The organism is Geomicrobium halophilum, from assembly GCF_014207655.1.
In the GTDB taxonomy this organism is placed as follows: Bacteria; Bacillota; Bacilli; order Bacillales; family Marinococcaceae; genus Geomicrobium; species Geomicrobium halophilum.
Map to the genome: position 1 here is coordinate 307,330 of NZ_JACHHJ010000001.1, position 16,830 is coordinate 324,159.

The window sequence follows — 16,830 nt, forward strand, 5'->3', positions numbered from 1 at the left end:
CCTTAAATAGACTGCTATTTTTCTCGGGCTTTTTTAACACCCTCAATAAAGATATAAGTAAGGCAGAGAGTTGGAAAATCGTAGAACGTCGCTCTATATCAATCGACATGTTACTCATGGTAGGGTTAGAATGAAGGGAGATACATAGATGTTTAGTGGTTTTTCAAAGGATTTAGGCATCGATTTAGGGACAGCAAACACACTCGTCTACGTAAAAGGGAAGGGCGTTGTTGTACGGGAACCATCAGTTGTAGCCATTCGTTCAGATTTACAAACCATCGAAGCAGTAGGAAATGACGCAAAAAACATGATCGGAAGAACCCCAGGAAATATAAAGGCTATTCGACCGATGAAAAATGGGGTAATTGCTGATTTCGATACGACTGCAACGATGATGAAATATTTTATTCACCAAGCCCAAAGAAATCGATCGATTTTCACCCGTAAACCGAGTGTAATGGTTTGTGTTCCGTCAGGAATTACAGCTGTAGAAAAACGTGCGGTTGAAGATGCTACAAAACAAGCAGGGGCACGGGAAGCATTTACAATTGAGGAACCATTCGCTTCGGCGATTGGAGCAGATCTGCCGGTTTGGGAGCCAACGGGAAGCATGGTCGTTGATATTGGAGGAGGAACAACTGAGGTGGCGATCATTTCCCTTGGAGGGATCGTGACAAGCCAGTCCACTCGAGTTGCTGGGGATGAGATGGACCAAGCCATTATTCAGTACATTAAGAAGACATACAATCTGATGATCGGGGAGCGTACGAGTGAAAGCTTGAAGATGGAGATTGGAATGGCAGGCCAACCAGGAGAAGTGAAGAGTATGGATGTTCGTGGACGTGACCTCGTGACAGGTTTGCCAAAAACATTATCGATTGAATCAGATGAAATCTCTCACGCCTTGAGTGATACGGTGAACGCGATTGTAGAGACCGTAAAGGCAACGCTTGAACAAACACCGCCAGAACTAGCAGCTGATATTATGGATTTGGGGATCGTTTTAACAGGCGGCGGTTCTCTTTTACAAGGTCTCGATAAATTCATAGGTGAAGAGACGAATATGCCAGTCCTTGTTGCTGAAGAACCATTAGATTGCGTGGCTTTAGGTACAGGCCGGGCATTAGAAAACCTTCATTTATTCCGTCCCCGTACCGGGATTAGCGCGCGCTCTACTCGTAAATAAAAAACATTTTTGCTAAAAGAGCGTGTTCAGTATTGGCTACTGTTTTCTTAATTCAAGGCTTGAATCGTTTCGGCGACTGTCGTTGGCCTTACCCGCAAACAAACGATGAATGTGGATTCGTTTCGTTAAGATTAATCTAGAAGGTGTCGTGCATGCCCCACTTTTTTTCGAATAAGCGATTGATCTTGCTTATGGTGAGCATTATCTTGCTCGTTGTTTTAGTTGGATTAACACTAAGGGAGCGAGAAGAGGTTACATTGCCTGAGCAATTTATGAATGATTCAGTTGGTGCTGTTCAATCCGTATTCCAGCGTTCGGCTCATTTTGTTCGCGGGCTCTATGATAACGTGATTGATGTTATAAATGTGTATGAAGAAAACGAACGATTAAAAACACAGATGAATGACTATGCTCTAATCACTTCAGAAGTAGAAGGTTTGCGGCAAGAGAATGCCAGTTTGTTAGAGATGCAAGAGTTGAGTGATCGTCTTGGTGATTATTCAAGTGTTTCTGCCCTTGTAATTGAACGGCAGCCAGATCAATGGACAGAAACGATTGGTATTAACCGAGGGTCTCAGCATGGAATAGAAAGTGATATGGCCGTCATAACTGTAGATGGATTGGTCGGCCGCATCCAACATACCGGCATGTTTACATCTCAAGTGCAATTGTTGTCGGATGGCGAGCGCATGAACCGTATTTCTGCAAAAGTAGAAATCGAAGATGAAAATCCTGTCCATGGATTTATCGAGGGTTGGGATCGTGAAGAAGGTGCTCTTCGTCTTCAAAAAATGGAGGCTGAAGCAGAGATTGAAGAAGGACAATCGGTTAGTACATCAGGGCTAGGGGGTCTTGCCTTTCCGGCTGATATCCCGATTGGTGAAATTATTGATATTCAAATGGATGAATATGGGTTAACACAGACAGCCCTTGTTGAGCCAGCTGCTGATTATTATAATATGGAACATGTTATGGTACTTGATCGTAATAGCTCTGCTCTTGAGGATTTTGAAGAAGAGGATGAATCCGAGGAAGAGGAAGCCGTAGAACTTGATCCTGAAGGGGGCACTGATTGATGCGTTACTTGCTCCCTTTGTTTGTGGCTGTCCTTTTTCTCTTTGAGGGCACTTGGTTTCAAGTATTATTCCCGCGGACACTGGAAAGTGAGTTTATTTGGGTTCCGCGTTTTACGCTTGTCTTGATTGTTTTAATATCCATTTATAAAGGGTCATCAACGGGACTTATTTACGGTATTATTGTCGGTTTTTTTCAGGATGTAGTCTATTCGTCATTACTTGGAATTTACCTATTCTCATACGGTCTTCTAGGTTATATGAGCGGGGTTTCCTATGAAGCTGTGAAAAATCGAGTAACACTTCTATTCGTAGTTGTTGTACTCGTTGTGAGTAGCTTAGAATTGTTTACTTATGGTATATACCAAGGGATTGGATATACAGCGATGCCATTTGCAGATTTTGCACAATACCGGTGGCTCCCTTCTCTCCTATTAAACGGAGTCTTCCTAATGATCATCGTTTTTCCAATACGAAAACTTATTCGCCGTCTGAACGATGAAGAACGTCTACTGAGCCCATGAATGATATAGGATAAGGAACAAGATTGTTGAAAAGTCCGGGAAAACCTCCACGCAAAAGGAGCGATGATCAAACCTGCAGTTTCCTAAATACTCTTTTTGTCTTCCTTTTGAACAAGTATTTAGAAGGAAAATGACTTTGAATTGCAGAACTATATATATAGGTAATAGGATGACATCATTTATCCTTAGGGTAAAAGTATCTGAGGTGAGGTAGTGAAAACGGAGTTCTCAAAACAATTAGTAACGATAAAAGGTACAAAAGATGGTCTAGTCATTCGTCTTGATGATCATTGTGCGTATGCGGATCTATTAGAAGAATTACAAACAAAAATGAAAGAAAATATGATCGGAGAAGAGCAGGACAAAGACGTTCATATCGCTGTACATGTAGGTACACGCTATGTCGATGAGAAACAACGCGGAGAGATTACATCGGCTATTGAGCAGTCAGGAGCGATTTCTGTCGATGAGATTACGTCTGATGTTATAACTATGACACAGGCATTAAAAATGAAAGAGGAAAAACAGATTCACTCGTATACATGTCTGGTTCGTTCTGGTCAAGTTTTAAGCGTAAAGGGCGACCTATTGATACTAGGTGATGTCAATCCAGGAGGGACGATCGAGGCTACAGGAGATGTTTATGTCCTGGGGACTTTAAAAGGTAAAGCGCGTGCGGGGACAGAAGGGGACGAAGACGCAGTCATTGCGGCCTCGGTACTGGCACCTTCCCAATTGATGATTGCGGATCGCCTTTATTTATCTGAAGCAACACGGGAGCAGCAGGAAAGTGAATCTATGCATATGGGTCCGCGTTATGCGAGTATTGAAGAAGAGAAAGAAGAAATGGTTTTTCATAATATGAGCAGTTTAGCGGCTTTAAGAAGCCGAAGACAAAAAGCAATCGACTAAGGAGGAAATGCTGCTGTGGGAGAGGCTATCGTCATTACATCCGGGAAAGGCGGCGTAGGGAAAACAACTACGTCTGCAAATATTGGAACCGCATTGGCATTGCAAGGAAAACAGGTTTGCCTCCTCGATACGGATATAGGATTACGAAATCTTGATGTCGTAATGGGGCTGGAAAATCGAATTATTTACGACCTTGTGGATGTTATGGAAGAACGTTGTAAAGTTCAACAAGCATTAATAAGGGACAAGCGATTTGAATGTTTACATTTATTGCCCGCCGCCCAGACGAAAGATAAATCTGCCGTAACACCCGAGCAAATGGCGGCGGTTGTCAATGAATTAAAACCTGAATATGATTACTTAATTATTGATTGTCCTGCCGGGATTGAGCAAGGTTTTCGTAATGCCATTTCAGGTGCTGATCAAGCGATTGTGGTTACCACACCTGATACATCGGCTGTACGTGATGCTGATCGTATTATTGGACTTGTGGAACAAGAGGACATTCCATCACCAAAGCTCATCGTTAATCGCGTTCGTAAACAAACGAAAAACGGAGAGGAAGATTTGCTAGATGTCGATGACGTTGCTTCTACACTTGCCATCGACCTTTTAGGTATTGTCTTCGATGACGAAAATGTCTTGCGTGCGGCTCATAAAGGGAAGCCAGTCGCGACAACGCCGAACACTTCATCATCACTGGCATACCGTAATATAGCCAGGCGTATTCTGGGCGAATCGGTCCCGCTCCTTTCGGTTGAAACGAAAAAAGGTTTTTTCGCGAAGGTGAAAAATTTGCTAGGGCTACAAGCGTAAAAGTGCGCTAAGAGTTCTTATTCCAATGCTTTAGCCAACAGTCTTTTCACGGGACATGGAAAAATGTAAAAAACGACACGTTTTCACAAGGTGGGAAGCGGTGTCGTTTTTTTATAAGGTAAAAAGCCTGGATGTAACATGACCTAGACTCAGGATGTCATCGGCTCGACTCAGTTCAGATATTTCTAGCCCTCCAGAAAGCGGATTCCGTTCGTTTAGATCCTTCTAACAGCTTAGTGCAGAACGTCTAAAATAAAAGGTCACCAGTGGAAGTGGTTCCTTTGTAGGTATAGAGTGATGATATGCGATGACAATAGCGGTGTATAAAGGTTTAAAATGACAATAACACCACTTAGAGGAATCATTGATCAAAAAGAGGGGTCATGAAGGGGTATTTTACCAAATGATGAAGTGAGAAACGTCGATGTACCCATCATTGGCGTGAGTGGCTGATTCAGCTATCTGCTGCGTGCCGCGCCGAAAAAGTTCCTCAAGCGCTGAATAAAATGCTCTGCGCGCCGAATCGAATCTCGTTTTGCTCGTGCTTGATCATCCGCACTTTTGAAACATTACACCAGTCCTGGCAGTTTTAGGGCATGATGGTCTGCCTCGATCATGAATGCCGGTTACGCTTTGCGCGAAGGAGGTGTCACTGCGCGGCAAGTTTCTTGTGTTTTAATGGACGCATATCCTCTTCCCGTATCTCATAACATGTACAAGGTGTACGAGTCTATGAGGAGCGGAGGGATGGTATGAGCCTGGATATCGACCGCGTACGTAAGGAAGTAGCGAGAAAGCGAAAGCAGGAGCGCACCACCGGAAAAAAAGAGTCAACAATACCGGATCAAAACCCGTATTATAGCTATTACCCGAGTCGTGAAGAATTGAATGAGCATGAGCCTGAATTCTATATGTGGAGAGACCGTGATTTCAAGAAACAACCAAGTGACCGTAAGGAAAAAATGAAACAGCGTTTTTTCATACAATGGTTGGGGGCGCTGGCGCTTTTCTTGGTCACCGCGATGCTTGTACAAACGAATACTCCAATGTTTAGTGATGCAAGGGAAACTGCGCTTAATCTTTATGAGGATGAATTTCAATTTGCCATGGTTGCGAATTGGTATGAGTCGCAATTTGGACGTCCATTGGCCCTTTTCCCGGAAGAGCAGGAACCAATGCCGCCGGAGGACCAAATGGTCAGTTCTGAGGGTTACGCGTTGCCGGCATCCGGTCGAGTAGCGGAAAGTTTCTCTGAAAATGGACGTGCGGTTGTACTGGAGACAACAGAAAATGCTCAAGTCACTGCTGCGCGCGGCGGGGTGGTCATTCAGTCTGGAAGGGATGACGATTGGGGGCAAGTAGTCGTCGTGCAGCATGATGATGGAACCGAAGCGTGGTATGGGACGCTTGATTCGATTGATGTAAGCTTATATGATCATGTCGGTGCGGGCGACTCGCTGGGAGCTGTCATGATCGATGAGCATGGTCAAGGAGGACGTTTCATGTTCGCGATTCGAGAAGATGACGAATATATCGATCCTAACGAAGTGATGACATTTGATTAGTCTGCTGCTTCTCGTGCGTGTTCACCCGCTTTTTTGGTTCGTTATCGCGCTTGGGGTTGCCACCGGTTATTTTCGTGAATTACTTATTTTGTTTTTTATTGTTTGTTGTCACGAGCTTGGACATGCGATGGCTGCTAAGTATTTCGGATGGCGGTTGCGGAAAATTGAACTGCTTCCCTTTGGAGGCGTGGCAGAAACCGAAGAATACGGCAACCGCCCCTATCATGAAGAACTCATCGTCATACTGGCCGGGCCGTTCCAACATCTCGTCCTTATCGCTTTATCTTGGATAGCGCTCATGCTCTTCCCCTTTTGGACGACAAGTGACCATAACCTTTTTTTATTCCACAATAGTGCACTCCTTCTTTTTAATCTGCTCCCGATATGGCCACTTGATGGCGGAAAGCTTTTACAATTGGTGGCTTGTAAAATTTGGCCTTTCCGAGAGGCACAAAGGTGGACGTTACGGCTTTCGCTTATGTTTCTGGCGATAGCAGCTGTGTTTACGGCAGCCTGGTACCCGTTGCATCTACAGTGGTGGATGATCCTCGTCTTTCTAGCGATTGCGCATTATATTGAATGGCGCCAGCAGCCGTATGGGTTTGTACGTTTTATATTGGAACGAAGATTATTGCAGAAAAAGGATAAAGAAAAAGCCGTTATTACTTCAGTTCCGTCTAAGGAGAGCGTGCACGTTGCACTGCGACGATTGCATAAAGGGAAAGTGACCGTATATAAAATTATGGAGAGTGGTCATTTTATCGAAGAAGCCGACCTTATCGAGTATTGGTTTCACACCCGGGAAGGACAAGTTTCCATCGGCACGTTTACAAAAGGATAAATGCGCGTATCTTGTGGGCTTGAGTGTGCTTTACTCATTGACAGCCATTTGTCCTTATGGTAACATATTCGTGTTGTTTGGAGCCCCCAAACTACAACCGCACATCGTGAGGTTTTAAGCTAATGTGTATTGGCACCCCACATGGCGAGTCTGAGGAATACGGGAGGTGCATAGAATGTACGCAATTATTGAGACAGGTGGAAAGCAGCTTAAAGTCGAAGAAGGACAATCGATTTTCGTAGAAAAATTACCAGCTGATTCTGGTGATGAAGTAACCTTTGATAAGGTACTTGTCGTCGGTGGAGACGAGACAAAAGTAGGATCTCCATACCTTGAAGGTGCCAAGGTATCAGGAAAAGTTGAGAAGAACGGTAAGAACAAGAAAATCATTGTTTACAAATTTAAGCGTCGTAAAGGCTATCGTCGCAAACAAGGTCACCGTCAACCTTATACAAAAGTGACCATTGACAGCATTCAAGCTTAAGGTTGAACCGCGATGATACAGATGACGGTTGTACGCAGTGAAGCTCATACGATTCAATCTTTCACATTATCCGGCCATGCAAATGCTTCCGATTATGGTGAAGATATCGTTTGCGCTGGCGTGTCAGCGGTTACGATTGGAACGGTAAACGCCATTGAATCCTTATGTCAAACATCGCTTCATGTCGAAAGCAAAGACGATGGCGGCTATTTGCATTGTGAAGTACCGGAAGCTTGGTCTGGCCGAAAAGCAGAAGATGGACAATTATTGCTTGAAGGAATGCTTGTAGCTATTAACGGTATCCAGGAATCGTATGGTGATTTTATACAAGTGAACGAAAAATAAGGAGGTGCAGATCAATGCTTAACATGGACTTGCAATTTTTCGCCCAGAAAAAAGGGGTTGGGAGTACGAAGAACGGTCGTGACTCCATTTCGAAACGCCTCGGCACAAAGCGTGGTGACGGCCAGCTTGTTACGAGCGGCTCGATCCTTGTACGTCAGCGCGGAACAAAAATTTTCCCTGGCGAAAACGTCGGTAAAGGCGGCGACGACACGTTGTTCGCGAAAATCGACGGCAACGTAAAATTCGAGCGCCTCGGTAAAAAGCGTAAACAAGTGAGCGTATACGCGAAAGAAGCGTAACATTTTTTGTAGAAGACCCCGGCTGATGCCGGGGTTTTTTGTTTGTGCCAGTGGTATGGCACACGGCATGTAGTTTCATGAAAGGGAAGAATGTTATATGTTTCTTGAGGCGATTGAAGAGTTTGTACAATGTGTTATCCTGGATGGTGCTCGACAGTTACATCATCTTCGTATGGATCGGCTCATTTTGTTCTCCTTTTTGAACAGGTGCTTTAAAGATATAGGAGGGAAAGCAATTGAAAATGCAAGCTTTTCAGGTAACAGGTTTTGGGGGATTGGAGAAATTACAGGCGAATGAAGTTTTGGTTCCAGAACCCGGGCAAGATGAAGTGTTGGTAAAAATTCATGCCACGGCTCTAAATAACTCGGACATTTGGATGAGAGAAGGAGGATATGGAACGGATACATCAGCTAGTGCCTCGGCCGGGTGGAGGCGCGAAGGAATTGATTTTCCCAGGATTCCCGGCTCAGATGTTGCGGGTGAAGTCGTAAAGACAGGAAATGGCGTAAGTACAGATGATTTAAATAAAAAAGTGGTTCTTTTTCCATTTCAGTCATCAGGTGAAAAAGGGTACGAGCATATGTCAAATGATATCACCTATATTGGTTCCGAATTTGATGGTGGGTATGCTCAATATGTTGTTTGGAAAGCTGATTTATGTTTTGAACGACCTTTGTCTAACTACGTAAAAAGCGCTGCGGTTCCAGTTAGTGGTCTTACTGCCTGGCATATGGTAAAACGTGCTCATATTCAAAAAGATGACAAGGTATTGATTAACGGGGCAACCGGTGGGGTGGGCTCTCTAGCTACTCAAATCGCTTCGAAAGTTTTCGGGTCTGAAGTCATAGCTGTCGTGAGAGACGATTCGATGAAAGATAAAATGTTAGACCTAGGAGCTACGAACATTGTAACGTATACATCTGATTCCTTATTAGAGGATATTTACCAGGTAGCAGGTGGCCATGTTGATGTAGTTATCGATGTGGTTGGTGATGCACTGTTTTCAACGTCCCTAGCTGCTTTAGGTGTCGGAGGTCGATTTGTAACATCAGGTGCTTCAAGTGGGGCAGTTAGTGAAGTAGATTTCAGGACTATATATTTAAAGCATTTAAATATATATGGAAGTACATTTGGAACAAAAGAAGAGTTTGCTGATTTGCTAAAAGCAGTATCGAACGGTAACATTAAACCGTTGATTGATAAAGAGTTTCCTTTAAGCCAAGCTAAAGAAGCACAAGAATACTTTAAAAAGTCAAAGCGATTGGGTAAGGTGGTTCTTTTACCAAATGAAAATCACAATAAACGTTAACTGCTATTCAGTAAACGAGTAATACAAACACTCAGCGTGCATGTGAAGCTAAAATCCGACTCCGAAATTTTTTACCGTCTATCTATTTTGTTTTTTCGCTCTAGGATAATCACTTTAGACTATCCCTAGAATGTTCTGTTACGGCATGACACGGGTGTTGTGTTATTCTCCATATGATTGAGACGTTAACGTTTGCCTGAGTACGCAAGCGTTAACACTAATGAAAAGAAAATGCCGAAGGGAGGACTCCCATTGCTAGAAACGTTAAACCAAATTTTACTTGCTATGCATCGGGGCGGGTGGATCTTGCTAGTCATCGTATTTTTCGCTGCGTACATACTGCTAGCAAATGATAAACATAGAGGTTTTTCGATTAGTCAGCAGATTGCAAGATTCTTCTATATTGTGTTGATCATAAGCGGCGTGTACAACCTTTTTTATCTTGCATCCGTTGCCGAAATTTTCCCGTGGAACTATGCGGCAAAAGGTATCATTTCCATATGGGTCATTTATTTAATGGAAACTATTCTTGGGAAGAAAAATCGTGGTGAGTTGGCCGGAAGTGTCCGTACATACTACTGGCTGCAATTCATCATTTCTCTAGTGGTCGTTGTACTGATTGGCTTTGAAGTGATTTTGGCTGTGTAACGAACCTAACTGAATTTGGATTTTTTCTATGAATATATGGTTTATGACACTTCTCATTGGCAATACTGCAGTTAGACAGTTATAGAGAGGTGTTCAAATGAAAAAACGAGCTTTTCACTTTATTTTTACAGGAATTTTCGCTCTTGTTCTTGCTGCCTGTGCTCCAGAGGATAATGAGAATCAGCAACAACAAGAGGGAAATGGTGGAGAAGTAGGAAATGAAACAGAGGATTTGACAAATATGACAGGTGCAAATGGTGAAGAGGCAATGAATGATGAAGCGGATGCTGTGGCCGAACTTGAAGATGAAAATGAGCAATCGGTTGGAACGGTCACCTTCATTGAAAATGAAGAAGATCATACGATTGTCACTGCAGATGTTAAGAATTTAGAACCGGGTTATCATGGTTTCCATATCCATGAAGCAGGTGCTTGTGAGGCTGACGCAGAGGGAGGAGCCTTTGATACGGCTGGAGGTCATTATGCGCCTGAGGAAGGTGACCATGCAGAACACGTTGGAGATTTGCCGCCCCTTTTCGTTAATGAAAACGGAGTGGCTAAGTTTTCGGTCGTCGTTGACGGTTTTACACCGGATGAATTAGTCAGTGAAGGTACAACGATGATCATCCATGAAGATCCGGACAATTTAGGTCATATTCTTGAGCGCTATCAATCTGAAGAACAAGATGAACCTGGGCCAGATGATGGTTCATTGGCGACTGGAGATGCTGGGGATCGTATTGCTTGCGGTGTCATTGAAGGGCCGGCGGCATAGTGGAGATTGTGCTAGTAATGGTAATTGCTAGCACAATTTTTTTCGGCAGATAAGAAAGTTGGTTTATACTTTCTTATCTGCATAAGTGCAACTAAGGAAAAGCTAAGTTTTCTAAAGTAAAAGTATAAAATCGGCTCCAGTTTTCCGACGAGTTTCTTCTTGTGCTTTTCTATTAGATAGGTCGAGAATCTAGTTTATAGCACCTCTTAGTGTGGTATTAGCATAATTAACCATTCCAATAGAGGTGAAAAACATGAAGAAAAGAGCTTTTTACTTAACACTTGCAGGCAGTATATCAATTCTTCTTACTGCCTGTGCCCCAGAAGATAGCGGGGAGCAAGATTCAGGAGCAGAAGAGAACGAGGTAGAAGATAGTACAGGCGAAGGGAACGGAAATGGTGAAGAAGAGCAAGGAGAGAACCAGGAAGCGAATGAACCAGAGGCTGTGGCTGACCTTCAAGATGAAAACGAGGAAGAGGTTGGCACGGTTCGTTTCTTTGAAAATGGAGAGGGTCATACACTTGTCACTGCAGAAGCGGAAGGTTTAGAGCCAGGTTATCATGGTTTCCATATCCATGAAGAAGGTGTCTGCGAGGCTGATGCAGAGGAAGGACCATTCGATTCAGCTGAAGGTCATTACGCTCCAGAAGATAACGAACATGGTGGACACGCCGGTGATTTACCTCCACTCTATGTGAAAGAAGATGGATCAGCCAAGATGTCGGTAGAAGTCGACCGTTTTACTCCGGATGAACTAGTCGACGACGAAACAGCCATGATGGTTCACGAGGATCCGGATAATTTTGGCCATATTCCAGATCGTTATCAATCTGAAGAACAGGATGAATCTGGTCCTGATGAAGAGACATTAGATACCGGAGATGCCGGGGACCGTATCGCTTGTGGTGTGATTGAAGAATCCGCGTAAAAACTAGCAGGCATGAGCAGTCAATGAGATAACTGCTCATGCCATTTTTATTTTGAATAAAGGGACTAAATGACTAAATCAAAAGAGTTTTTATGGTATGATATAACCATTAGATGGTAAGGGTGGTTAAGATGCCTATTTCAGGATACTTGCAAGTGTTTATTGATGAGAGCCAAGAGCATGTTCAAAGAATGAATGAACATTTATTGCAGCTGAATAAGAATCCGGGAGACATTAGTCTTATTGAAGATGTCTTTCGTTCGGCCCACACGTTAAAAGGAATGGCTGCGACGATGGAATATCATGATCTTACGAAGTTAACTCATACGATGGAAAACGTATTAGATTTAGTTAGAAATGAAGCGATAACGGCAAACGCCTATATCTTTGATCACATTTTCAACATCTTAGACGCCTTAGAGGGTATCATTCAAGATATTACGGAAGGAGGAACTGGAAAAAAAGATATTGCGAACGATCTCCTTGTTCTCGAAACGATTACGGCAGGAATAAAAGAGGGATCCGCTGCTCAAATTAAAACACCTATTGAACTACAGAAATATGGTGAATTTGAACGGATGATCTTAGGACAAGCAGTGGATCAAGGCCTTACGCTATATGAAATTACAATAATTTTAGATGAAGGAACGCAGCTTAAAGCAGCTCGTGTTTTGATGGTATTTCGTGCATTGGGAGATGACGGTGAGGTGATTAAAGCCAATCCCACTGTTGATCAGCTTGAGAAAGAGAAGTTTGACTTAACATTTATGATTTCTTTGATATCAAAAAGAACAGCAGCAGATTTGGAACAAAAGATTATGAAAGTCTCTGAAATTGCTTATGTACATATTCATCCAATTGACGGCTTGTATCATGAGCTGCGGTCCGTCAATCAAGAAGAGAAGACCTTGGGTAAAACACAAATAAGCAGGAATAATAGGCCGCAAAGGGAGACGAATCGAATGGTTCGTGTAAATATTGATCGGTTAGATACACTGATGAATGTGTTCGAAGAATTCATCATCGATCGCGGTCGTTTAGAAAGGATTTCACAAGAATTGAAAAACCCTGAGTTAAATGAAACGGTCGAGCGAATGAATCGCACCTCGGGTGAATTGCAGGATATTATTTTAAACATTCGTATGATGCCTATAGAGTTTGTGTTTAATCGTTTTCCAAGAATGGTTCGCAGGGTATCTAAAGAACTTGGCAAACAGGTAACGATGGTGATTGAAGGGGCCGAAACAGAACTTGATCGTGTGATTCTCGATGAAATCGGAAATCCTCTCGTCCATTTACTGCGAAATTCCATCGATCACGGCATTGAGTCACCAAGCGCTCGTGTTGCAGCAGGAAAAAATGAAGAAGGAATGATTCGATTAAGCGCTTATCATAGCGATCATCATGTCTGCATTGAGGTGGAAGATGACGGCGCAGGTATTAATAAGAAAAAGGTTGTTAAACGCGCACTGGATCAAGGCATCGTTTCCGAAAAAGAGGTAAGGGAAGTCTCCGATCAAGAGTTGTACGGCTTATTGTTTTCATCAGGATTCAGCACAGCGGAATCCGTCACTAGTATATCAGGTAGAGGCGTTGGGCTGGATGTGGTACGTCAAACAATCGAATCCCTTGGGGGCATGGTTAAGGTTGATTCGGATCCTGGAAGGGGGTCTATCTTTACTATTCAACTACCTTGGACACTCTAGGGTTCATTACACCGGTAATGGATGTCGTGTAGGCGTTAAAGTGGCTCCTTCTATTGAAGCTTTAACAATTGAACAGATTCCCGAAATAAACAGGGAGAACAGATTCCCTTATTTTCAAGGGATAATTAAAGACGGTAAATGGGATATAAACGTTGTGTCACATTAAGAAAGGACTTAAGGACATCAATGGTGATCAATCCCTCTGACGAATGAAAAAATCAACAGCGAATACGGCAAGCCATAGCATCATTAATAGGGAAAGCACGAAAAATACATTTTCCTCTTCATAAAAGAAAGCTGTCCCAATCAAAACACCATTTAAAGCCCAAACGTTATAAAACCAGCCCGTATTCAATACAGTGTAAAATAAGTAATAGGAAATCAAAGACAAACAAAAGAAAGTTAGCGCCAAGACAAGAAATGGAAAGTTTTCCGTTCCTTCTATACTGAATATTAAGGTCCCTAACGCCAAGCAAGAAATGATAATAAAAATGATCCGATCTTTGATTTGCATGGAAAGAGTCCTTTCTTCAATAAAAACCATCAATCATGATCTCATTTTAACATGTGATCTCTCTTACATAAAATGTATACCTTAGCCCAAACTATGGAAAAGTAGTTTGGAAAGGATGAAGCGAGTGAGAAAAAAATGGATCATGGCACTTATGGTGTTCATCTTTTGCTTCAGCATAGGAGCAGGAGCTGTGCAAGCAAATGATGAGGAAGAAGTCCCTCCTTTACGTGGAGGAAGTGAAAAGGACGTTCGGAATCCTGAGACTGTTCCGCTTCCGGATTTGCAAATGGAATTTCCGGAGGTGGTATTTGTTCAAGGGGATCCAGAGAGTAATCAAGTGGCTTTAACATTTGATGATGGGCCGGATCCTCGGTTCACCGAATCTGTGCTGAATACGCTTGAGGATTATGATGTACCAGCTACTTTTTTTGTTATGGGAGCACGGGCTGAAGCTTATCCGGAGTTTCTTGAGCGTATGGAGGCAGAAGGGCATGACGTTGGCAACCATACGTATTGGCACCCGACCTTGACAGATGAAAGTGTGGAACAACTCGAATGGGAAGTTGAGGAAACCGAAGCGGTCATTGAAGAAACGATAGGATATCGACCGCGGTTATTCCGCCCCCCATATGGAAGTGTGACTACTGAGCAAGTGGAACGTCTTGAAGAATTAAATAATGTGGTGATTGGTTGGGGGGTCGATTCCTATGATTGGGAAGGGATTCCTGCTGAAGAAGTGACCGAAAATGTTCTGGAAGAAGTAGGGCCAGGCAGCATTGTCCTCATGCATGATGGTGGAGATTGGACGCAAGACATTCATTCACCCGAAGCTTTAGATGACATCATCCCGGAATTACAAGATCAGGGGTACGAATTTGTAACGATTTCAGAGATGTTTGATATACCAAGAGAAAAATGATGGGAACGGCCAGGAGCGCAAATGCTTCTGGCATTATTAGTTATATAAGAGAGTTAAAAATTTGTTTTGTGCGAGTCCATGGTTTGCGAAACGATTAGTTTGCGGTCTTCTGTACCCTAAGCTTACGTCTTCTCGAACGGCGCAAGTCTTTATGTTCCCTTTTTTGAATATGATTTATATACGATGGCAGAAAAATCATGTATGATTGTAGCAGGAGTTGTTAACGCTGGTCGTCGTATCCTCACCTCGGAGGATGATAACGAAAAATGCAGGGGATGAAGACGTGAAACCATATAATAATGAAAAACAATACGACATCAATATGATGTTTGTACTGTTTATTTTTGCTGTCGTCAGTTGTTTTTATGTATACTTAGCCCAGCAGCAGCCGCAATATGATTCAAACTTTGTGATCATGCAAATCGCTTTTTATATGTTGTCATTTATGGTAGCCATTGTGGTTTTGCACTTTGATTTTGAGTATTATTTAGATTTACATTGGTTATTTTATGGCCTTGGACTTTTTATGTTGGTGTCATTGGCCCTTTCACCCGAGAGTATTGCTCCAACGATCAATAATGCTCAAAGATGGTTTGACATTGGACCTGTTAATCTTCAGCCTTCGGAATTTATGAAAGTGTTTATTATCATCACACTTAGCGCTGTGATTTATCAGCATAACAATATGTTCCCCCCGAAGGAAATCAAGTCTGACCTATGGTTACTCGCAAAAATGGGAGCTATCATTATTCCGCCGATTCTTCTATTACAAGCCCAACCAGACATGGGTATGGTGATGATGATGATGGCGATTGCCGTTGGGTTAACGCTTGTATCTGGCATTTCTTATAAGTTGCTTATGCCTTTGTACGGGATTCCTGCAATTATACTTGGAGTGTTTATCGTTGCTTATTTCCGCTTTCCGGATGTTGTACAAACGTATATTTTTGACCATCTCCCGGCTTATCAAGTCGATCGCTTTCACGGATGGTTACAACCGTTGGAAAACCCGGACGAAGGTTTTCAAGTTGCTCAAGCGATGACAGCCATTGGTTCTGGGGGGATGTCGGGAGGTTCTGATCACTCCGTTTATTTTCCAGAGGCTCATACTGATTTCATTTTTGCTGTTATAGGGATGGAAACGGGCTTTATTGGAACAGCCCTCGTGATTACCCTTTATTTCATTCTCTTCTATTTAACTATGATGACGGCGATTCGCTGTCACCATAGTTTTGGCACCTACTTGTGCGCCGGTGTCATTGCGCTTTTTACATTCCAGGTCTTTCAAAATATCGGCATGAATATCGGTTTACTCCCTGTAACCGGATTTACATTGCCGCTTATGAGTTACGGTGGAAGTTCACTATTAAGTTCGATGCTTGCTCTCGGGATTGTACTTGGCGTTCACTACCATTCGAAGTCGTACTTCTTTGAAGAGGTATAAAGGGAGACTTCCCCAGGATTGCGGCATAGCACAAAAAATCGAGGGGGCTGCCCCCCTCGATTTTATTCTGTTCGTGGTTCTTCTGGAGGCTCCGAGCTTACGGGCGGTTTACGCACTAAGCACATAATACCTGCAATGATGAACAGAATTGATTGAATCAAGGTAAATCCGAGGGTTAGGATCAGCATACCCCCGCCCGCTACTAAGAATAAAATACCTGCAGCTTTCCCATTGTTTTTGAGTTTCACCAGTGCGATAATCCCTAGGATGAGCCCTATCACATGTATGGCGACGATCCACCACCCCATGGGGGCAAACATTCCCATCATGCCCATGACGGCCTCTGCTTCTTCGGCTTGAATATTGGGGTCATTCATCAACTCGTTTTCAATGAGATCTGATTCTTGGTCGAAACCGACTTGTAAGCTTATCGTCATGAAAGTCCCGATGATTGCCGCTATAGAATTAATGACAACACCGATGATTCCTAACACTAATTCACCTGTACGTTTCAACTGGTAGGCAGCCTCCTTTTATATAT

General features: G+C 43.0%; 19 protein-coding genes and 1 other annotated feature. Of the genes, 17 read left to right on the forward strand and 2 right to left on the reverse strand.

Going from position 1 to position 16,830, the window contains the following annotated elements; all coding sequences use genetic code 11:
- Positions 1-148: 148 nt before the first annotated feature.
- The 15 genes from HNR44_RS01460 (at position 149) to HNR44_RS01530 (ending at position 13,412) form a co-directional block, all read left to right on the forward strand.
- Positions 149-1,186 carry a rod shape-determining protein gene (locus HNR44_RS01460; protein WP_184402353.1) on the forward strand — a complete coding sequence of 346 codons (1,038 nt, stop codon included), beginning with the start codon at positions 149-151 and terminating at the stop codon, positions 1,184-1,186.
- Positions 1,187-1,338: 152 nt separating this feature from the next.
- The gene (mreC, locus tag HNR44_RS01465; RefSeq protein WP_184402354.1) at positions 1,339-2,262 is read left to right on the forward strand and encodes a rod shape-determining protein MreC; all 924 of its coding nucleotides are present in this window, start codon (positions 1,339-1,341) and stop codon (positions 2,260-2,262) included.
- Positions 2,262-2,783, forward strand: coding sequence for a rod shape-determining protein MreD (mreD, locus tag HNR44_RS01470; RefSeq protein ID WP_184402355.1), 522 nt, complete (start codon positions 2,262-2,264; stop codon positions 2,781-2,783). The genes mreC and mreD overlap by 1 nt, the downstream gene beginning before the upstream one ends.
- A gap of 213 nt (positions 2,784-2,996) precedes the next feature.
- The gene (gene minC, locus HNR44_RS01475; RefSeq protein WP_184402356.1) at positions 2,997-3,695 is read left to right on the forward strand and encodes a septum site-determining protein MinC; all 699 of its coding nucleotides are present in this window, start codon (positions 2,997-2,999) and stop codon (positions 3,693-3,695) included.
- Between the two features lie 15 nt (positions 3,696-3,710).
- Complete coding sequence (gene minD / locus HNR44_RS01480; protein ID WP_184402357.1) at positions 3,711-4,511, forward strand: septum site-determining protein MinD; 801 nt, start codon at positions 3,711-3,713, stop codon at positions 4,509-4,511.
- A 752-nt stretch (positions 4,512-5,263) separates the two neighbouring features.
- Positions 5,264-6,076 (forward strand): M23 family metallopeptidase, encoded by an 813-nt coding sequence (locus HNR44_RS01485; protein WP_184402358.1) that lies wholly within the window; start codon positions 5,264-5,266, stop codon positions 6,074-6,076.
- Complete coding sequence (locus HNR44_RS01490) at positions 6,069-6,917, forward strand: M50 family metallopeptidase (protein WP_184402359.1); 849 nt, start codon at positions 6,069-6,071, stop codon at positions 6,915-6,917. The genes HNR44_RS01485 and HNR44_RS01490 overlap by 8 nt, the downstream gene beginning before the upstream one ends.
- 85 nt (positions 6,918-7,002) lie before the next feature.
- Positions 7,003-7,079 (forward strand) — a sequence feature (ribosomal protein L21 leader region).
- 13 nt (positions 7,080-7,092) lie between these two features.
- Positions 7,093-7,401, forward strand: coding sequence for a 50S ribosomal protein L21 (rplU, locus tag HNR44_RS01495; RefSeq protein WP_184402360.1), 309 nt, complete (start codon positions 7,093-7,095; stop codon positions 7,399-7,401).
- Between the two features lie 12 nt (positions 7,402-7,413).
- Positions 7,414-7,746: a ribosomal-processing cysteine protease Prp gene (locus HNR44_RS01500; protein ID WP_184402361.1), complete on the forward strand. Its 333-nt coding sequence runs from the start codon at positions 7,414-7,416 to the stop codon at positions 7,744-7,746.
- Positions 7,747-7,760: 14 nt separating this feature from the next.
- Positions 7,761-8,045 carry a 50S ribosomal protein L27 gene (gene rpmA, locus HNR44_RS01505; RefSeq protein WP_184402362.1) on the forward strand — a complete coding sequence of 95 codons (285 nt, stop codon included), beginning with the start codon at positions 7,761-7,763 and terminating at the stop codon, positions 8,043-8,045.
- Between the two features lie 242 nt (positions 8,046-8,287).
- A complete protein-coding gene (locus HNR44_RS01510; protein WP_184403500.1) occupies positions 8,288-9,355 on the forward strand; it encodes a zinc-binding dehydrogenase in 1,068 nt (355 codons plus the stop codon).
- A 252-nt stretch (positions 9,356-9,607) separates the two neighbouring features.
- Positions 9,608-10,003 carry a DUF1516 family protein gene (locus tag HNR44_RS01515; protein WP_184402363.1) on the forward strand — a complete coding sequence of 132 codons (396 nt, stop codon included), beginning with the start codon at positions 9,608-9,610 and terminating at the stop codon, positions 10,001-10,003.
- A 97-nt stretch (positions 10,004-10,100) separates the two neighbouring features.
- A complete protein-coding gene (locus tag HNR44_RS01520) occupies positions 10,101-10,778 on the forward strand; it encodes a superoxide dismutase family protein (protein ID WP_184402364.1) in 678 nt (225 codons plus the stop codon).
- Between the two features lie 253 nt (positions 10,779-11,031).
- A complete protein-coding gene (locus HNR44_RS01525) occupies positions 11,032-11,706 on the forward strand; it encodes a superoxide dismutase family protein (RefSeq protein WP_184402365.1) in 675 nt (224 codons plus the stop codon).
- A gap of 131 nt (positions 11,707-11,837) precedes the next feature.
- Positions 11,838-13,412 carry a chemotaxis protein CheA gene (locus tag HNR44_RS01530; RefSeq protein WP_184402366.1) on the forward strand — a complete coding sequence of 525 codons (1,575 nt, stop codon included), beginning with the start codon at positions 11,838-11,840 and terminating at the stop codon, positions 13,410-13,412.
- Between the two features lie 193 nt (positions 13,413-13,605).
- Here HNR44_RS01530 and HNR44_RS01535 read toward each other — a convergent pair whose 3' ends face one another.
- The gene (locus HNR44_RS01535; protein ID WP_184402367.1) at positions 13,606-13,926 is read right to left on the reverse strand and encodes a hypothetical protein; all 321 of its coding nucleotides are present in this window, start codon (positions 13,924-13,926) and stop codon (positions 13,606-13,608) included.
- A gap of 124 nt (positions 13,927-14,050) precedes the next feature.
- Here HNR44_RS01535 and HNR44_RS01540 point away from each other — a divergent pair, with 124 nt between their 5' ends.
- A complete protein-coding gene (locus tag HNR44_RS01540) occupies positions 14,051-14,845 on the forward strand; it encodes a polysaccharide deacetylase family protein (protein ID WP_425489435.1) in 795 nt (264 codons plus the stop codon).
- A gap of 283 nt (positions 14,846-15,128) precedes the next feature.
- Positions 15,129-16,289 (forward strand): FtsW/RodA/SpoVE family cell cycle protein, encoded by a 1,161-nt coding sequence (locus HNR44_RS01545; protein WP_184402369.1) that lies wholly within the window; start codon positions 15,129-15,131, stop codon positions 16,287-16,289.
- A 62-nt stretch (positions 16,290-16,351) separates the two neighbouring features.
- Here HNR44_RS01545 and HNR44_RS01550 read toward each other — a convergent pair whose 3' ends face one another.
- Positions 16,352-16,804, reverse strand: a complete 453-nt coding sequence (locus HNR44_RS01550) for a DUF4064 domain-containing protein (protein WP_184402370.1) — start codon at positions 16,802-16,804, stop codon at positions 16,352-16,354.
- Positions 16,805-16,830 lie beyond the last annotated feature (26 nt).

Bases quoted from the DNA above. Each gene is read 5' to 3' on its own strand.
- rplU (WP_184402360.1), top strand. From the start codon at position 7,093: ATGTACGCAATTATTGAGACAGGTGGAAAGCAGCTTAAAGTCGAAGAA.
- HNR44_RS01520 (WP_184402364.1), top strand. From the start codon at position 10,101: ATGAAAAAACGAGCTTTTCACTTTATTTTTACAGGAATTTTCGCTCTT.
- mreD (WP_184402355.1), top strand. From the start codon at position 2,262: ATGCGTTACTTGCTCCCTTTGTTTGTGGCTGTCCTTTTTCTCTTTGAG.
- rpmA (WP_184402362.1), top strand. From the start codon at position 7,761: ATGCTTAACATGGACTTGCAATTTTTCGCCCAGAAAAAAGGGGTTGGG.
- HNR44_RS01500 (WP_184402361.1), top strand. From the start codon at position 7,414: ATGATACAGATGACGGTTGTACGCAGTGAAGCTCATACGATTCAATCT.
- mreC (WP_184402354.1), top strand. From the start codon at position 1,339: ATGCCCCACTTTTTTTCGAATAAGCGATTGATCTTGCTTATGGTGAGC.
- HNR44_RS01525 (WP_184402365.1), top strand. From the start codon at position 11,032: ATGAAGAAAAGAGCTTTTTACTTAACACTTGCAGGCAGTATATCAATT.
- HNR44_RS01535 (WP_184402367.1), bottom strand. From the start codon at position 13,926: ATGCAAATCAAAGATCGGATCATTTTTATTATCATTTCTTGCTTGGCG.
- HNR44_RS01485 (WP_184402358.1), top strand. From the start codon at position 5,264: ATGAGCCTGGATATCGACCGCGTACGTAAGGAAGTAGCGAGAAAGCGA.
- HNR44_RS01510 (WP_184403500.1), top strand. From the start codon at position 8,288: ATGCAAGCTTTTCAGGTAACAGGTTTTGGGGGATTGGAGAAATTACAG.
- HNR44_RS01530 (WP_184402366.1), top strand. From the start codon at position 11,838: ATGCCTATTTCAGGATACTTGCAAGTGTTTATTGATGAGAGCCAAGAG.
- HNR44_RS01460 (WP_184402353.1), top strand. From the start codon at position 149: ATGTTTAGTGGTTTTTCAAAGGATTTAGGCATCGATTTAGGGACAGCA.